This is a genomic window from Lysobacter sp. 1R34A (genome assembly GCF_051217035.1).
In the GTDB taxonomy this organism is placed as follows: Bacteria; Pseudomonadota; Gammaproteobacteria; order Xanthomonadales; family Xanthomonadaceae; genus Lysobacter.
The window spans coordinates 28133-44101 of sequence record NZ_JBPKJP010000003.1 but is presented as its reverse complement, the minus strand read 5'-3'; the positions used below and the strand labels follow the sequence as shown (position 1 = coordinate 44101).

12 protein-coding genes are annotated in these 15969 nt (G+C 69.0%); 8 read left to right on the top strand and 4 right to left on the bottom strand.

Annotated elements, in window-relative coordinates; genetic code table 11:
- Positions 1 to 176: 176 nt before the first annotated feature.
- Positions 177 to 1097 (bottom strand): M14 family metallopeptidase, encoded by a 921-nt coding sequence (locus ACSAMQ_RS02055; protein ID WP_435394048.1) that lies wholly within the window; start codon positions 1095 to 1097, stop codon positions 177 to 179.
- A 199-nt stretch (positions 1098 to 1296) separates the two neighbouring features.
- Here ACSAMQ_RS02055 and ACSAMQ_RS02050 point away from each other — a divergent pair, with 199 nt between their 5' ends.
- Positions 1297 to 1527 (top strand): DUF4287 domain-containing protein, encoded by a 231-nt coding sequence (locus tag ACSAMQ_RS02050; RefSeq protein ID WP_435394047.1) that lies wholly within the window; start codon positions 1297 to 1299, stop codon positions 1525 to 1527.
- Positions 1528 to 1591: 64 nt separating this feature from the next.
- Here ACSAMQ_RS02050 and ACSAMQ_RS02045 read toward each other — a convergent pair whose 3' ends face one another.
- Positions 1592 to 2014 carry a YqaA family protein gene (locus ACSAMQ_RS02045; RefSeq protein WP_435394046.1) on the bottom strand — a complete coding sequence of 141 codons (423 nt, stop codon included), beginning with the start codon at positions 2012 to 2014 and terminating at the stop codon, positions 1592 to 1594.
- 248 nt (positions 2015 to 2262) lie between these two features.
- On the bottom strand, positions 2263 to 4335 hold the full coding sequence (locus tag ACSAMQ_RS02040; protein ID WP_435394045.1) for a M13 family metallopeptidase: 2073 nt from the start codon (positions 4333 to 4335) through the stop codon (positions 2263 to 2265).
- Between the two features lie 243 nt (positions 4336 to 4578).
- On the opposite strand from ACSAMQ_RS02040, the gene ACSAMQ_RS02035 reads away from it, so the two are divergent.
- Positions 4579 to 5475: a class I SAM-dependent methyltransferase gene (locus tag ACSAMQ_RS02035; protein WP_435394044.1), complete on the top strand. Its 897-nt coding sequence runs from the start codon at positions 4579 to 4581 to the stop codon at positions 5473 to 5475.
- A 33-nt stretch (positions 5476 to 5508) separates the two neighbouring features.
- Here ACSAMQ_RS02035 and ACSAMQ_RS02030 read toward each other — a convergent pair whose 3' ends face one another.
- Positions 5509 to 5760 (bottom strand): hypothetical protein, encoded by a 252-nt coding sequence (locus tag ACSAMQ_RS02030; protein ID WP_435394043.1) that lies wholly within the window; start codon positions 5758 to 5760, stop codon positions 5509 to 5511.
- A 137-nt stretch (positions 5761 to 5897) separates the two neighbouring features.
- Here ACSAMQ_RS02030 and ACSAMQ_RS02025 point away from each other — a divergent pair, with 137 nt between their 5' ends.
- From ACSAMQ_RS02025 to ACSAMQ_RS02000, 6 genes are all read left to right on the top strand, one after another.
- Positions 5898 to 6170, top strand: a complete 273-nt coding sequence (locus ACSAMQ_RS02025) for a hypothetical protein (RefSeq protein WP_435394042.1) — start codon at positions 5898 to 5900, stop codon at positions 6168 to 6170.
- Between the two features lie 269 nt (positions 6171 to 6439).
- Positions 6440 to 8176: a hypothetical protein gene (locus tag ACSAMQ_RS02020; protein ID WP_435394041.1), complete on the top strand. Its 1737-nt coding sequence runs from the start codon at positions 6440 to 6442 to the stop codon at positions 8174 to 8176.
- A 134-nt stretch (positions 8177 to 8310) separates the two neighbouring features.
- Positions 8311 to 10743 carry a SpoIIE family protein phosphatase gene (locus ACSAMQ_RS02015; protein WP_435394040.1) on the top strand — a complete coding sequence of 811 codons (2433 nt, stop codon included), beginning with the start codon at positions 8311 to 8313 and terminating at the stop codon, positions 10741 to 10743.
- Between the two features lie 28 nt (positions 10744 to 10771).
- Entirely contained in the window at positions 10772 to 11164 is a 393-nt protein-coding gene (locus ACSAMQ_RS02010; protein WP_435394039.1) for an STAS domain-containing protein, read from the top strand.
- Between the two features lie 1170 nt (positions 11165 to 12334).
- Positions 12335 to 13861, top strand: a complete 1527-nt coding sequence (locus ACSAMQ_RS02005; protein WP_435394038.1) for a S8 family serine peptidase — start codon at positions 12335 to 12337, stop codon at positions 13859 to 13861.
- A gap of 831 nt (positions 13862 to 14692) precedes the next feature.
- Complete coding sequence (locus ACSAMQ_RS02000; RefSeq protein WP_435394037.1) at positions 14693 to 15907, top strand: S1 family peptidase; 1215 nt, start codon at positions 14693 to 14695, stop codon at positions 15905 to 15907.
- Positions 15908 to 15969: the final 62 nt, after the last annotated feature.

Genomic DNA, 15969 nt, shown 5'->3' with positions numbered 1-15969 from the left:
GAACCCGCTCCTGTCTCGACGACGAACCAGGGCGGCAGGAATCGACACGCCCATCGACATGCCATCGAGATTCCACCGACAAGCCGCTGGAGATCGGTGCAAGGCCCGGCTCCGGCCGGCACGATGCCGCCGGACCGGACACAGGACACCACCGCGGCTGGCGCCGCGCGGCGCTGTCAGCGGTGCGCCAGGGCGAAATCTATGGCCGCGCACACCGCCGCGGCCTGGGCGGCATTGCACTGCTCGGGCGTGGCGCGCGGGCTGTCCGGATAGACCTCGGTGGTGGTGCGATAGCGGGCATCGGTGATGCCGGCGCACAGGCCGAGCGACTTGACCGGGTAATTGATCACGCCGTGGGCGACCACGGTCGCGCCGATGATTTCGCCGCGGGCGTCGGCCGGGGCAATGTGGGTGACTTTCTCGACCGCGGCGATCACCGCCTGCTGGAACTCGGGTTGCGGGTCTTCGCTGTCGCCGACCAGATAGAACCCATCGGGGATTTCGCCGGGCTCGTAAGGCTTGCCGTCGCGCGCGGCCAACGCCGGGCGGAACTCGGTCTCGTCGCTGTCGGTGGTTTCGTGCAGGTCGATGTGCATCAGCACCTCGGCGCGTACCGGCGCGACCAGGCGCATCAGCGCCGCCGATTCCTCGGCCGGGCTGTCCGCGCGGAACGAGCGGTTCGGGTCGATCGCATCGATGTTCCAGCGATGGATGCGCTCGTAGGCCCAGGGGCTGACGCAGGGCGCGACCAGCAGATTGACCCGGCCGACGTAGTCCGCGGCATGACGCTCGACGAACGCCAGCGCGCCGTGCACGCCGCTGGTCTCGTAACCGTGCACGCCGCCGGTGACGAGCATGCAGGGCAAGCCGTCCTGCCAGTCGCGGCTCTTGATCGCGAACAGCGGGTAGCTGTCGGGGGCATAGTCGAGACGGCCGTACTCGACCACCTCGAAACGCGAGCGCAGCCCCTCGATCGCGCCGACCACGTCGGCCTGGTAGCTGCGATGGCGGACCTGGCTGGCGCGCCACTGCGCCACTTCCGCCGCGCCCCAGGGCTGCCCGGGCGTGCCGATCGGGTAGAAGGCTGCTGCAGTCATCGCGTCGCTCGCTCGGGTATCGGGAAAGGCGGGCATTTTAGCACTGGCCCCCGATGCGCCCGGCGGCCGGGTCGTCGATTGAAAGCGCGCGGGCACCGCGGGTCGTGTCGATCCGACGGGCCTGCGTTCGTCGATCGGGCAAGAGGGCCGGAGTCAGCACCGGCCCACCCCTCGGCCATCCGCCCCAGGAGCCCCACCGATGTCCTTCCAGGCCTATCTCGACAACATCCAGGCCAAGACCGGCAAGACCCCGGCCCAATTCCGCACGCTCGCCGCCGGCAAAGGCTTCGCCGACGCCAAAGGCCTCAGGCCCGGCGTCAAGGCCGGCCAGATCATCGCCTGGCTCAAGCAGGACTTCGAACTCGGCCACGGCCATGCCATGGCCCTCGTCGCCCTGCTCAAGGGCAGCAAGAAGGAAGGCGACCGGTAGCGGCGCTGCATTGCGTCTCGGGCCGCAGCCTTTGTTCACTGCAGGCACATGGCCGTCGACACGCTCAGGCGTAACGCGAAGCCACCAGCGCCAGGACCGCGTAGCGCGCGGTCTTGGCGATGCTCACCATCGGCAGGAACACTCGCAGTCGCTCGCGCATGACCCCGGCGGCGAAGGTCAGCGGGTCGCCGACGATCGGCAGCCAGCTCAGCAACAAGGTCCACTTGCCGTAGCGTCCGTACCAAGCGCGGGCGCGCGCCAGCGCCGCCGACTTGATCGGAAAAAACCGGTGCTGGCTGAAACGCGCCGCTTCGCGCCCGAGCCACCAGTTGACGGTCGAGCCGAGCACGTTGCCGAGGCCGGCCACGAGCACCAGCCACCACGGCGGGTAACCGGCCACGACCATCCCCGCGAGCAGGGCTTCCGATTGCGCCGGCAGCAAGGTGGCGGCGACGAACGCGGTGAGGAACAGTCCCAGATACGCCATCGCCGGCATTCTAGCGTCCCGACTGCAGCGCTCCGCGCCGAAGCCGCCGCTCGCGGGCCCGAGTCTCAAGAGCGGAAACGAAACGGGGCAGCGCTCCTTCGTCCCAAGCGGACTCGGAAAGCTGCCCCATCCTTCGCGCATCGATCTCGCGAGCGCCTGCCAACGGGCTTGATCCCACGAGCATTCGCCTTGGACCGAAGCCCGCTCGCGCGAGCTTCGTCTTGCTTCCTATCTCGGCAAGCCTGCCCTCACCAAATCCGCACCCGCTTGTCCGGCGGCAGATACATGGCATCGCCCGGCTTCACGTCGAACGCGCGGTACCACGGGTCGAAATTGCGCAACGGGCCGTTGGCGCGGTACTGCGAGGGCGAATGCGGGTTGGTCTTGATCTGGTTGAGCAGCGCTTCGTCGCGGTACTTGCCCTTCCAGATCTGGCCCCACGACAGGAAGAAGCGCTGGTCGCCGCTCAGGCCGTCGATGACCGGCGCCGGTTTGCCGCCGAGGCTGAGCTGGTAGGCGGTGTAGGCCATCGAAATGCCGCCGACGTCGCCGATGTTCTCGCCCATGGTCAGCGCGCCGTTGACGCACTGGCCCGGCAACGGGCAGAACGCGTCGTACTGGGCGCCGAGCGCCTGGGTGCGCTGCTCGAAGCCGGCGCGGTCGGCGTCGGTCCACCAGTTGCGCTGGATGCCGGCGTAGTCCGACTTGCTGCCCTGATCGTCGAAGCCGTGGCCCATTTCGTGGCCGATCACCGCGCCGATGCCGCCGTAGTTCACCGCAGGGTCGGCGTTGAGATCGAAGAACGGCGCCTGCAGGATGCCGGCCGGGAACACGATCTCGTTGAAGGTCGAGTTGTAGTAGGCGTTGACCGTCTGCGGCGTCATGAACCATTCGTCGCGGTCCGGACGGGTGCCGATGCGGCGGACTTGGTCGTTGCGGCCGTAACGGCGCAGTTGCATGACGTTGGCCATCAGGTCGCCCGGGACGATGGCGACGCTGCTGTAGTCGCGCCACTTGTCCGGATAACCGACCTTGGGACGGAAGCTGGCGAGCTTGCGGTAGGCCTCGGCCTTGGTGCCCTCGCCCATCCAGTCGATCTTCTCGATGTTGCTGCGCAGCGCCTTGCGCAGATTTTCCACCAAGGCCTGCATCGCCGCCTTGGCCTGCGGCGAGAAATGGCGCTCCACGTAGAGCTTGCCCATCGCATCGCCGAGACCGTCGCTGCCGGCCACCGTGGCCACTGCGCGCTTCCAGTCGTCGCGCTGGGCCTTCTGGCCGCTGAGCACCGTGCCGGTGAAGGCGAACGAGGCATCGTCGATCTCGCGGCTCAGCAGCGGTGCGTTGTTGCGCACGGCGTGGAAGCTCAGGTAATCGCGCCACACCGGCAAGGGCGTGGCCGCGATCGTGTCGAGCACCGGCTGCACCGCGCTCGGGGTGATGACGTTGACGCGGTCCAGCGCCGGCATGCCCTGCGCCTTGACCTGCGCGGCCCAGTCGTAGCCCGGGTATTGCTTGGCCAGGTCGGCGAAGCTGGCGACGTTGTAGGTCTTGTCGCGGTCGCGCAGCTTGGCGCGCTCCCACTGCGGCTTGGCCAGCTCGGTCTCCAGCGCCAGCACCGCCTGTGCGCGCGCCTTCGCATCGCTCACGCCGGCGAAGCCGAGCATGCGCTCGATGTGGGCGAGGTAGGCGGTGCGGATGCCGACGAAGCGCGCATCCTGGTTGAGGTAGTAGTCGCGGTCCGGCAAGCCCAGGCCGCCGACGCGCAGGCCGACCAGGTACTGGTCCGGGTTCTTGCGGTCCAGGTCGACGCCGAAACGCAGCGGCGCGGTAGTGCCGTCGAGGTCGGTGTTGCCGAAGGCGGCGATCAGCGCGTCCTTCGAGTCGATCGCGGCGATGCGCTCGAGCACCGGCTGCAGCGGGCGGATGCCGGCGGCATCGCGGGCGGCGCGGTCCATGTAGCTGGCGTAGTAGTCGCGCAGCTTCAGCGCGTCGCTGCCCGGCGCCAGGTCCTTGCGCTGGCGCAGCGACTCGATGATCGCGTGCACCTGCGCCTCGGACTGGTCGCGCAGCATGTTGAACGAGCCGTACGAGGTCTCGTAGTCCTTCAGCTGATAGGTGTCGAGCCAGTGGCCGCTGACGTAGCGGTTGAAGTCGTCGCCGGGCTTGACCCTGGTGTCGCGCGACGACAGGTCGACGCCGAAGCTGCCGAGCCGGGGCTGCCCCTTGCCTGCGGCGCCGGCCGCGGAGTCGGCAGCGTGGACGGACGGAACAGCCAGCGCGGCGGCAAGCGCCAGGCCCAGGCTCAAACGTGAAGGCTTCATATGCGGTCCCCGCTGGAAAGGCCGCAGCCTAGCGCAGCCGGGCCGGTCTGTCGTAGGCCGTTGGTTTGGGCCGCTCCATTAACGGCACCAGCGGGCCGCAGACCATCCTGCCGAACCTCGGCGCTGCAAGCCCTCGCGCGCCAGCGCCGGAGCCGCGCATTCCTAAAACCGAGCCGCGCGGCCCCGGCAGCCGTCCTGGCTGCGATCGACCGGCCGCGCTATCGTTCCGTCCCACGAACGGGCATGCCCGCCCGTTCGGCGCTCGCTCTGGTCGAGCCCCCAAGGAAATACCCCGCCGTGCCGCATTACTCAGGTCCCCTGCTCACCCGCCCCGACGCCGACGCATTACTGGCCGCACGCGCCGGCGGCGCCGGCACCTGGACCGGTTCGCTGGACCTGGGGCGTTCGAGCGGCGAGGCAGGACTGGACGCAGACACCTGGCGCTGGCGCGATCGGCGCTATCCGTATCCGTCCAAGCTCAAGGACCGCACGATCTATCACTGGGACGGCGACGAGTTCGCGCCGGTCTCGCGCTTCTCCGGCTCGCTGATCAAGCTGGTGCCGACCGAATGGGGCGCGCCGACCTTCGAGATCGACGGCATCAAGATGCTGCCCACCTCCAAGGCCTCGCCGATCGACGACGCGCAGCGCAAGGTCGCCCTGGTCGAGCCGCGCGGCAAGGTCGTGCTGGACACCTGCGGCGGCCTGGGCTATTTCGCTGCCTGCTGCCTCGAAGCCGGCGCCGCCCGGATCCAGTCCTTCGAGAAAAACGAAAACGTGCTGTGGCTGCGCACCCTCAATCCCTGGTCGCCCGATCCCGAGGCCGCCACGAGCGGCGGCCGCCTGCAGCTGGCTCATGCCGACGTTTCGCAGGCCATCGCCGGGATCGCCGATGCCTCGGTCGATGCCCTGCTCCACGACCCGCCGCGATTCGGCATCGCCGGCGAGTTGTATTCGCAGACCTTCTACGACCATCTCGCACGCGTGCTGCGCCGCGGCGGGCGCTTGTTCCACTACACCGGCAGCCCGAACAAACTCACCAGCGGCCGCGATGTCCCGCGCGAAGTGGCCAAGCGCCTCGACAAGGCCGGGTTCAAGGCCGAGCTGGCGCTGGATGGCGTGCTGGGCACCCGGCGCTGAGGCGGCCCAGGATCGAACAGGCGAAACCGGCGATCACGGCACCTCGCAACGCCAGATCGAATCGGCGAGCCACAGGTTGGCGCGGGTGATGTGGTTATAGATCTCTTCCAACGGCGTGCCGCCCTGCGCCGTGCATTGGGCGACGGCATCGGCGCGCGCGTCTTCCAGCGCGATGCCGGGGTCGTAGCTCTGGCCGTGCCCGCTGACGGTGACGATGCCGGCGAAAGCCGCGCCGGACAGGGTCAGCCACAGCGCCGATGCGACGAGGACGGAGGCTCGCTTCATGCTCATGCTCCCGATACGGATAGGACCCTGGCATTCGACCCGGGCCGCCCGCAGGCGTCCGTGAAGATCGGGTAAGCGGAATGTAAAGCTTCGACGGAGCCGCCAAGCCTGCGCCGGGTACTCAATCGCATGCTTCGATGGGCGATTCGTCGAGCGGCTCGAAGTGGCTGCCGGATTTCGACGCCATGGCCGCTCAGGTGCGCAAACTCAGCGACGACTTCGGCCATCACTACCGGCGCCACGTCGATCACTCCCAGGTCGAGATCCCCGATTTCCGCCGCGAGCGCGCGCCGATCCATCTGATGCCGTCCTTGTCCGGCTTCGATGGTCACCCGCAGCCATGGCGGGGCAAGCTGCCCTGGTTCGTCGGCTGCCGCGACCACCGGCGCCGCAGGTCCGCCGGTCGCTGAAACGGCACCGGCGGAGTTGGTGCAGACGGCGGCATGACGGCCGGAGCCGCCGTCCGTCGCCTGCCCGGTCCGACCGCCCCCGCCGGACCCGTTTTTGATGCGCGACCTGCTTTAATCGGCCAGGTTTTCCGACTGGTCTGTCGCCGCGCCGCGGGAAGCACGCGAGGGGCCCGCCGTATCCACCCAGGCGCCGCGACGCTGGCCGCCGTGCCCGCCTGGCCGCAGTCCACCACGGCTGTCGCGCTGCCGCGCATAGTCCGGGAGGCTACATGCACCTGTCGCTGCCCATCCTCCGCCCCCTCGTCCTGTCCTGCGCGCTCGCCTGGCTGGCGCTCGCGTTGCTGACCGTGTCCTCTTGCCGCAACACCGGCCCGACCGCCGACGACCCTCCGCCCGCAGAGCCGGCGGTATCGCCGCCGCAGTTGGCGATGGTCGGCGCGCACCTGCTCGACGGCCTGGGCGACTACCGCTTCCCGGTCACCAGCCGGCACCCCGAGGTGCAACGCTGGTTCGACCAGGGCCTGATGCTGACCTACGGCTTCAACCACGACGCTGCCGAACGCTCCTTCCTCAAGGCCACCGAGCTGGATCCGGATTGCGCCATGTGCTGGTGGGGCGCCGCGCTGGTGCTGGGGCCGCACGTCAACGCAGCGATGGACCCGAAGGACAACGGCGACGCCTGGACCCGGCTGCAGCGCGCGCAGGCGCTGGCGCCGAAGGCCAGCGAACGCGAACGCGCCTTCATCCAGGCCTTGGCGGCGCGCTATGCGCAGAACCCGCCGGCGGATCGAAAGCCCTTGGACCTGGCCTATGCCGAGGCCACGCGCAAGCTGGTGCAGCAGCGCCCGGACGACCTCGACGCAGCGACCTTTCATGCCGAAGCCTTGATGGACCTGCAGCCCTGGGATTACTACGACGAAAAGCAGCGGCCCAAGGGCGGCACGGCCGAAGTCGTGTCGACCCTGGAATCGGTGATGGCGCGCAATCCCGATCACGCCGGCGCCCTGCACCTGTACGTGCATGCGGTCGAGGCCTCGTCCGCGCCGGGCCGCGGCGCGGCCGCGGCCGATCGCCTGCGCGACCTGGTTCCCGGCTCCGGCCATCTGGTGCACATGCCCGCGCATATCTACTCGCGGGTCGGGCGCTGGCACGACGCGGTGATCGCCAACCAGCGCGCGATCGAAGCCGACGACGCCTACCTGGAACTGTGCCGCGGCAACACCCGGGGCGTGTATCCGCTGGGCTACGTGCCGCATAACCACCACTTCCTGTGGTTCGCCGCGAGCATGGAAGGCAGCAGCGCGGTCGCGCATGCGGCGGCGAAGACTACCGCCGAGCGCACCGATCTGCACGAGCTGATGCGCCAGGACGGCTTCGCGGTGTTGCAGCACTACTGGATGACACCGTGGTTCGAACGCGTGCGCTTCGGTCGTTGGAACGAGATCGCCAAGGCCCCCAACCCGGCGCCGGACCTGCCCTACGTCACCACGATCTGGCACTACGCCCAGGCTATGGCCGCGGTGCGCCAGCGCCGCCTGGCCGACGCGCAGCGCCATCTCGAATTACTGCGTCCGCTCGCGGCCGATCCGGCGATGGAAAAGCTCACCGCGTGGGACCGCTACCCGCTGTCGCACGCGGCGCGCATCGCCGAGCGCGTGGTCACCGCGGAGATCTCCGCCGCGCGCGGCAAGCACGAGGTCGCGGTGGCCGCCTTGCGCGAAGCGGTCGCGATCGAGGACCGCATCCCCTACGACGAACCGCCGGGATGGCACGCGCCAGTGCGGCAGACCCTCGGCGCGGTGCTGCTCGATGCGCGGCGCCCGGCCGAGGCCGAGCGCGTCTATCGCGAAGAACTGCTGCGCAATCCCGGCAACGGCTGGTCGCTGTACGGGCTGGCCGAAAGCCTGCGCGCGCAGAACAAGAACGCCGAGGCCACCGACACCCGGCGCGAGTTCGCCGAGGCCTGGCGCAACGCAGACGTACGGCTGACGGCATCGCGCATGTAGAGGGGCGCGGACAGAGGGATGCGGGCGCCGCACCGGCACGCACCGCCGGCGAGGCCGGTTGCAGAAGGTGCGCGCCGCCCGCTTTTTCGGCCGCCGCCGGGGCTATGCTCGGCCGGTCCTGTGGGGAGTCGCCGATGGACCGGACCGAGTCGATTGCCGCTCCGCCCCCGCCGCGCGCGATCGCGCGCGACGCTCATCCGCCGGTGTCCTGGCGCGACAGCCTGCGCACCAAGCTGATGCTGTGGTTCGGCGTGCTGGTCGGGGTGCTGCTGCTGATCGGCTTCGTCGTCGCCTTCGCGATCGCGCGCCAGCAGATCATCGCCGGCGCCCAGGAGCGGACGCGTTACGAAGCCGCCCAGACCGCCGACCGCCTGCTCGCCTCGATGGAATCGGTGCGCATCACCGGTGCGGCCGTGATCGGCCTGTTCAACAGCCTCGCGCTGGACCGCGAGGCCACGGTCAAGGCGATGGAAGCCCTGCTCGACGCCGATGCCAGCGCGGTCGGCGGCCTGATCGCGCTCGAACCCGGCGCGCTGCCCGATGGCTTGCCGATGGCCTACTACGTCGGCGTCGACCGCCGCGGCGTGGCCAACCGCGACCTGGTCGCGATCGGCTACGACGCCCATCAGCAGCCCTGGTACCGGCGCACCCTGGCGGCCGACGCGCCGTGGTGGTCCGAGCCCTACTTCAACGAAACCGCCGGCGGTCACTGGATGAGCACTTTGAACGTGCCGCTGCGCGGACACGACGGCCGGCGCCTGGGCATGGTCAGCCTGGACGTGCCGATCGCGCGCTGGGCCGAATTGGTCGAACCGCTGCACCACATCCACGGCCAGCGCCCCGCGCTGTTCGCCCCCCAAGGCAGCATCACCCTGCATGCCGACCCGAACGTCGCCCTGAAGACCACGCTCGAACGCTACATCGCCGCCGCCGGCCGCAGCGATCTGGCCGAGATGGCCACCGCGCAGCGACACGGGCGCCGCTTCGAGTTCACCCATGTGCTGCCGATCGTGCGCGAAACCCGGTTTTCGGTCTTGGAACCCATCGGCAAGACCGGTTGGACCCTGCAGGTGTCGATGTCGCACAAGCCGCTGCTGGCCGCGCTCAAGCGCACCATCGTCCAGCTGGCGGCGATCGTGTCGATCGCCTTACTGCTGATCACCTTGCTGGTGCGGCGAATGGCGGCGCGGATCACCACCCCGTTGAGCGACCTGACCGGTTCGGCCAGCCACTTCGCCGCCGGCGAATTCGACTATCCCCTGCATCAGACCGAACGCCGCGACGAAGTCGGGGTGATGGCGCGCGCGTTCGACAACGCACGCGGCTCGATCAAGCGCCAGCTCGTCGAGATCCAGGACATGAGCACGGCGCGGCAGAAAATCGAAAGCGAACTCGACATCGCCCGCGAAATCCAGCTGGCGATGCTGCCGGGCGCGCGCGTCCTCGGCGCGGACGAGTGGCGCCTGCAGGCGAATGCGCGGCTGGAGCCGGCCAAGGCGGTCGGCGGCGACTTCTACAGTTTCTTCGAGCGCGACAGCCACACCCTGTGGTTCGCGATCGGCGACGTCTCCGACAAAGGCGTGCCGGCGGCCTTGTTCATGGCCCGCACCATGACCGTGCTGGAGATCGCCGCCGGCCGCGGCGGTTCGCCCGGGCTCGCCCTGCAGGAGGCCGCGCAGCGCCTGCTCGAAGGCAACGACACCTGCATGTTCGCCACGGTGCTGTGCGGCTTGATCGACGCGCGCAGCGGCGAGCTGGCCCTGGCCAGCGCCGGCCACGAACCGCCGGTGCTGCTGCGCGCCGACGGCAGCGCCGCCTTCGTCGAGCTGGCTTCGGGCCCGCCGCTCGGGGTCGTGGCCGACGAACACTATCCGATCTGGCGCGGGCGCCTGCACGACGGCGAAGCCCTCGTCGCCTATACCGACGGCATCACCGAAGCCTTCGACGCCCAGCAACAGCCTTTCGGTGGCGAGCGCTTGCTCGCGGCGCTGCGAGGCGGCACCGACGCGGGCACGCTGTGCAGCGCCCTGGTCGCCGAGGTGCATCGCTTCGCCGCCGACGCGCCGCAGTCGGACGACATCACCGTGCTGTCGCTGCATTGGACCGGCAACGACGACGCCGGCGGCGCCCGGCCCAAGTCAGTCGCACCGCGGCTGTTGCGCGCACCGCAAGACCGCGCCCGGCTGCCGGAGCTATTCGCCGCGGTCGACGCCGTCCTGGTCGAGGCGGGCCTCGACCCCGCCTCGATCGGCGACGTGCGCCTGATCACCGAGGAAGCGATCAGCAATGCCATCGACCACGGCGCCGAGCCGGGCGTCGAGCACGACATCAGCGTCGAACTCGCGATCGGGCCCGAGCGCATCGACCTGCGTTTCCGCGACGACGGCGCGCCTTTCGACCCGCTGTCGCAAGCCGGTCCCGACCTCGACGCCGACATCGACGAGCGCCCGCTCGGCGGCCTCGGCCTGCACCTCATCCGCACCCTCGCCGACCAGGCCAGCTACGCACGCGAGGGCCGCTACAACGTGCTGCACATCGTGCTGCAACGCCCCGCTGCCGGCCGCTGACGCCGGCATCCCGAACCTGGAGCCCCGCATGGACCTGACGATCCGGATCGACCCAGCCACCGCCCACAGCCAGCGCGTCTACCTCGCCGGCCGCCTGGACACCTCCAGTTATGCCGAACTCGACCGCCAGCTGGGGCCGGTGCTCGCCGCCAGCGTACCTTCGCTGGTGCTCGATCTCGCCGACCTCGAATACATCAGCTCGGCCGGCATCCGCTCGATCTTCCGCGCGCGCAAAGCGCTGTCGGCGCGCGGCGGCAAGGTCGTGGTGGTCAACCCGCAGCCGCAGATCCAGAAAGTGTTCGACCTGGTCAAGGCCGTGCCGATGAACGAAATCTTCAGCAGCGTCGCCGAAGCCGACGCCTACCTCGACGCGATGCAACGCAAAGTGTTGTCCAGAGGCGAGGACGCCGACGACGACTGAGGTGGTGCGAGGCAGGTGTCGTGGAGGTGGAGATCGGTGTGGGCATGGATGTGGGTGTAGGTGTAGGTGTGGGTGTGGGTGTGGGTGTGGGTATGGATGTGGGTGTGGGTGTGGGTGTGGGTATGGATGTGGGTGTGGGTGTGGGTGTGGGTGTGGGTATGGGTATCGGTATGGATGTGGGTGTGGGTGTGGGTGTGGGTGCAGGCGTGGGCGTGGGCGTCGGCGTGGGCGTCGGCGTGGGCGTGGGCGTGGGTGTGGTGTAGGTGTAGGTGTAGGTGTAGGTGTGGGTGTGGGTGTGGTGTAGGTGTGGGTATGGATGTGGGTGTGGGTGTGGGTGCGGATTCGCAAGCGGCAACGCCGATGCCGCTCATCGACGCGGCGTGGCTTCACAAGGGTAGGAGCGGCGCAAGCCGCGACCGCGTCACGGCGATGACGGCGCAACAATCCGGCGGCCACGCGATCGCGACTCACGTCGCTCTACATAAGCAAAACCTGCGCCGCAATACGGCGAATCCCTCCCTGTAGGAGCGGCGTGAGCCGCGACATCGCTGCGGCGGTCTTGCGGCGCCTCTCTCATCTAATAGGTCAGATCAAACCAAAAGCTCCCGCCGCTTTAGTGGCGGAAGCTTTGCACTTGATCTTGATCTTGATCTATTGAACGAGAGAAGCGCCGCGAGACCGTCACAGCGATGTCGCGGCTCGCGCCGCTCCTACCCCGGCGAAAGATTCCGCCTTCGAAAAATCACGCAGGCATTGCGACCTCCGCGCGTCCCGCGTCGCGGCTCACGCCGCTCCTACAGGGAAGGATCCACCGCTCCGCCCCGGCCAGCGCCTCCATCCGACACCGTCTCGATGCGCCGCACCACGTTTCGTCCGGTTCCAGCACGCACGGCGAAGCCAACCCACCACACTGCCACGTCCGCAAGGTGCACGAACCCGCAATGCCGCCTTGCGACGCGCTCAAGCCGTGTGCGCGATCCCGGTTTACGCACGTCAAAAATCGCCGTGGGCCGCGTCGCCTAAAGCGTGATCCGACTCAAGTCGAGGCACATACCCCCTGACTATGCTCGCCGCCGGATCGCCCGACGGTCCGCTCCGCACCGGCCGCGAAGCCCGGTCAGCGTGTCGCTTCGCATGACGATTCCTTCCATCCCTCCAGGATTCCCACTCATGCGCTCCAAGTCTCCGTCCCTGCCCTCGAAGTCCGCCGCGCCTTTGCTGCGTTTGTTGCTGCCGTGCCTGGCGATCGCGGCGATGCCCGCCGTCGCGCCGCTGGCCGCGCCGCCGTCGAACGCTCCCGCCCCGCAACCGGCGCTATCCAAGCCGGCCAAGACCCAGTTGGGCCGCTACGACTCTCGCGAGTACATCGAAGTCAAATTCGTCCGCGACAGCCAGGTGCGCCTGCAGGGCGGACGCCCAGTCTCGGCGAAGTACGGGCGCCTCGCGGCGCTGGAAAGCCTGGCCAGCGGCGCCGGCCCGGTCGCGAACATGGAGCCGCTGTTCCGCGCCGACGAGGCCACGCTCGCCGCGCTGGCCAAGAGCGCGCAGCCGCAGGCACAGAACGAGCAGCCCGACCTGAGCCAGTGGTTCCGCCTGAAAGTGCGGCCGGGCCAGGACATCCAGCGGGTGATCGACGAGCTTAACGCCATGAGCATCGTCGAGATCGCCTACCCGGCGGCGCTGCCGGTGCCGCTGCCGGCCTCGCCGGCGTATCACGATTATCAGTACTACAAACTGCCCGCGGCGCAGAACGGCATCGACAGCCAGTACGCCCGCACCCTCGCCGGCGGCGACGGCACCGGCGTGCGCGTGCTCGACATCGAGTACAGCTGGAACACCAACCACGAAGACCTGTCCAAGCTGCGCCTCGCCGGTGCGCTGGTCGCCAACGGCACGCCGAGCGATCCGTTCAACGACAACAATCACGGCACCGCGGTGATGGGCGAACTGGTCGCCGACAACAACGGCATCGGCGTCACCGGCCTGGTCAGCGGCGCCAGCGCGCACTACACCAACGCCATGAACACCCAGCGCGGCTACGACCTGGCCAACGCCATCCTGACCGCCGCCAACGCCCTGCGCGCCGGCGACGTGATGCTGCTCGAACAACAGGCGGCCGGGCCGAGCGGCTGCAGCAACTACGTGCCGGTGGAATGGACGCCGTCGGTGTACGACGCCATCGTCGTGGCCACCAACAAGGGCGTGCACGTGGTCCAGGCCGGCGGCAACGGCAACATGAATCTCGACAACACCGCCTGCTTCGGTTCGCCGTTCCCGCGCAGCCGCCCGGACTCGGGTTCGATCATCGTCGGCGCCGGCGGCCCGCGCTCGACCGCCTGGTGCAGCGACACCGTCGCCGAGCGCGCGAAGCAACCGTTCTCGACCTACGGCCGCCGCGTCAACGTGCAGGCCTGGGGCCGCTGCGTCACCAGCACCGGCTACGGCGGCCTGTATAACGGCGGCGTCAACGCGCGCTACACCAAGACCTTCTCCGGCACTTCCAGCGCTTCGCCGATCGTCGCCGCGGCGGTGGTCGCGCTGTCGGGCATCGCCAAGCAACGCGGCATCACCCTCACCCCGCGGCAGATGCGCGACCTGCTGATGACCACCGGCACCCCGCAGACCGGCACCGGCGGCCAGATCGGCCCGCTGCCCGACCTGCGCGCAGCGATCGCGCGCCTCGGCACGATGCGCTGAGCCTCGCGAGCGAAGGGCCGCGCGCCCTTCGCTCGCGTTCCACAGAAGCGACGACTCCAAGGGCAGGAGCGGCGCAAGCCGCGACCGCGAAACCGGTACTACGACGGATCTTTCCCCTGCGCGGTCGCGACTCGCGTCGCTCCTACCCCTTGGATCGCCGGCCTTTGTAGGAGCGGCGCAAGCCGCGACCGCGAAACCGGTACTACGACGGATCTTTCCCCTGCGCGGTCGCGACTCACGTCGCTCCTACCCCTTGGATCGTCGGCCTTTGTAGGAGCGGCGCAAGCCGCGACCGCGAAACCGAAACTACGACGGATATTTCGCCTGCGCGGTCGCGACTCGCGTCGCTCCTACCCCTTGGATCGCCGGCCTTTGTAGGAGCGGCGTAAGCCGCGACCGCGAAACCGGAACTACGACGGATCTTTCGGCTGCTCGGTCGCGACTCACGTCGCTCCTACAGGAAGCCCGGCTTTAAGGGGTAGGAGCGGCGCAAGCCGCGACCGCGCGGCTTCCAATCACTGCGGAAGCATCCCCATGCGATGACCGCACCAGCGCCCCTGCCTCGACCCGCAACAGCCGGTTCCCCATCGGCGCTTGGCACTAGACAGTCAGGGCCCTGCTCCTCCGTTCACGATTTTCATATTCGGAAACGGCCTTGACCGGACCGAAACCAAGCAATTCGTCTCAAATTCGAGGTAGGGGTGCCGTGCCGGGAGCCCGTTCTAATCAGTGCGGCCCGGCCGAGCGCTTCAAGCCTGCCACCCCAGCGACCTGCCCCGGCCCCGCCGCACTGTTTGTCCGCATCCCTCTCTGTCTTAGGAGTTTTTGGATATGCGCAAGTTCAGTATGTCGGTTCTCGCTGCCACCGTAGCCATGACGGTGTCGGGTGCGGCCTTCGCCGCCGACGACCTCGCCCCCGCGTTGAAGTCGGCCATGCAGCGGGACCTGGGATTGTCGGGCACGCAGTTGGCCCAGTACCTGAAGACCGAACGCCTCGCCGCACAACAGGAAAAGACCCTGGAAAAGCAACTCGGCCGCCACTTCGCGGGCGCCTGGCTCGAGCGCAAGGCCGACGGTTCGTTCGGCGTGGTCGCCGCCAGCACCTCGATCAAGGCCGCCAAGGCCGCACCCGGCGTGGAAACCCGCCAGGCGCGCCATAGCCTGGCCGCGCTCAACGCCGCCAAGGGGCAACTCGACAGCCAGCTCGCGCGCAGCGGCAAGGCGCCCAAGGGCGTGTACAGCTGGGCGGTGGACCTGCCGAGCAACAGCGTGACCGTGGGCGTGGCCCCGGGCGCGGAAGAGGCCGGCGTCGACTTCGTCGCGCGCAGCGGCCTGGATGCGAGCACCGTGCGTTTCGAAACCCTGAGCGAAGCCCCGCAGCGCCGCATCGCCATCCAGGGCGGCCGCGGTTACCTGCGCGACCCGGGCGACGGTTACGTCTACGCCTGCTCGGTCGGTTTCCCGGTGACCAAGGGCACCACCCTGGGCTTCGCCACCGCCGGCCATTGCGGCGACACCGGCGAAGTCGTGTACCACGAAGTCTCGCAGTGGACGCCGGGCGTGCGCCTGGGTTCGTTCGCCGCCTCGTCCATGCCCGACGGCAACCAGACCGGCCCGGACCGCGGCTGGGTCCAGGTCGACAACACCCACACCCTGTCGGCCAGCGTGTACGGCTACGGCAGCGGCGACGTCAACGTGGCCGGCAGCACCGAAGCCGCCGTCGGCGCCGCGCTGTGCCGTTCCGGCCGCACCAGCGGCTGGCGTTGCGGCGCCATCCGCAGCAAGAACATGACCGTGTCCTATGTCGACGACGCCGGCAACCCGGACGGCACCGTGACCGGCCTGACCCAGACCACCGCCTGCGCCGAAGGCGGCGACTCGGGCGGCTCGTACATCACCGGCGCCGGCCAGGCGCAGGGCGTGCTGTCGGGCGGCAGCGGCAGCTGCAAGGGCCGCCAGGGCCGCACCGGCGGCGGCAACAGCTACTTCACCCCGATCAACTCGATCCTCAGCACCTATGCCTTGACCTTGAAGACCACGCCGTAATCCATCCCGATTGCGTCATGTCCGAGCGCCCCGGGTTTCCGGGGCGCTTTTTTTTGCCCATC

Bases quoted from the DNA above. Each gene is read 5' to 3' on its own strand.
- ACSAMQ_RS02035 (WP_435394044.1), top strand. From the start codon at position 4,579: ATGCCCGCCCGTTCGGCGCTCGCTCTGGTCGAGCCCCCAAGGAAATAC.
- ACSAMQ_RS02045 (WP_435394046.1), bottom strand. From the start codon at position 2,014: ATGGCGTATCTGGGACTGTTCCTCACCGCGTTCGTCGCCGCCACCTTG.
- ACSAMQ_RS02050 (WP_435394047.1), top strand. From the start codon at position 1,297: ATGTCCTTCCAGGCCTATCTCGACAACATCCAGGCCAAGACCGGCAAG.
- ACSAMQ_RS02055 (WP_435394048.1), bottom strand. From the start codon at position 1,097: ATGACTGCAGCAGCCTTCTACCCGATCGGCACGCCCGGGCAGCCCTGG.
- ACSAMQ_RS02030 (WP_435394043.1), bottom strand. From the start codon at position 5,760: ATGAAGCGAGCCTCCGTCCTCGTCGCATCGGCGCTGTGGCTGACCCTG.
- ACSAMQ_RS02020 (WP_435394041.1), top strand. From the start codon at position 6,440: ATGCACCTGTCGCTGCCCATCCTCCGCCCCCTCGTCCTGTCCTGCGCG.
- ACSAMQ_RS02010 (WP_435394039.1), top strand. From the start codon at position 10,772: ATGGACCTGACGATCCGGATCGACCCAGCCACCGCCCACAGCCAGCGC.
- ACSAMQ_RS02040 (WP_435394045.1), bottom strand. From the start codon at position 4,335: ATGAAGCCTTCACGTTTGAGCCTGGGCCTGGCGCTTGCCGCCGCGCTG.
- ACSAMQ_RS02025 (WP_435394042.1), top strand. From the start codon at position 5,898: ATGGGCGATTCGTCGAGCGGCTCGAAGTGGCTGCCGGATTTCGACGCC.
- ACSAMQ_RS02000 (WP_435394037.1), top strand. From the start codon at position 14,693: ATGCGCAAGTTCAGTATGTCGGTTCTCGCTGCCACCGTAGCCATGACG.
- ACSAMQ_RS02005 (WP_435394038.1), top strand. From the start codon at position 12,335: ATGCGCTCCAAGTCTCCGTCCCTGCCCTCGAAGTCCGCCGCGCCTTTG.
- ACSAMQ_RS02015 (WP_435394040.1), top strand. From the start codon at position 8,311: ATGGACCGGACCGAGTCGATTGCCGCTCCGCCCCCGCCGCGCGCGATC.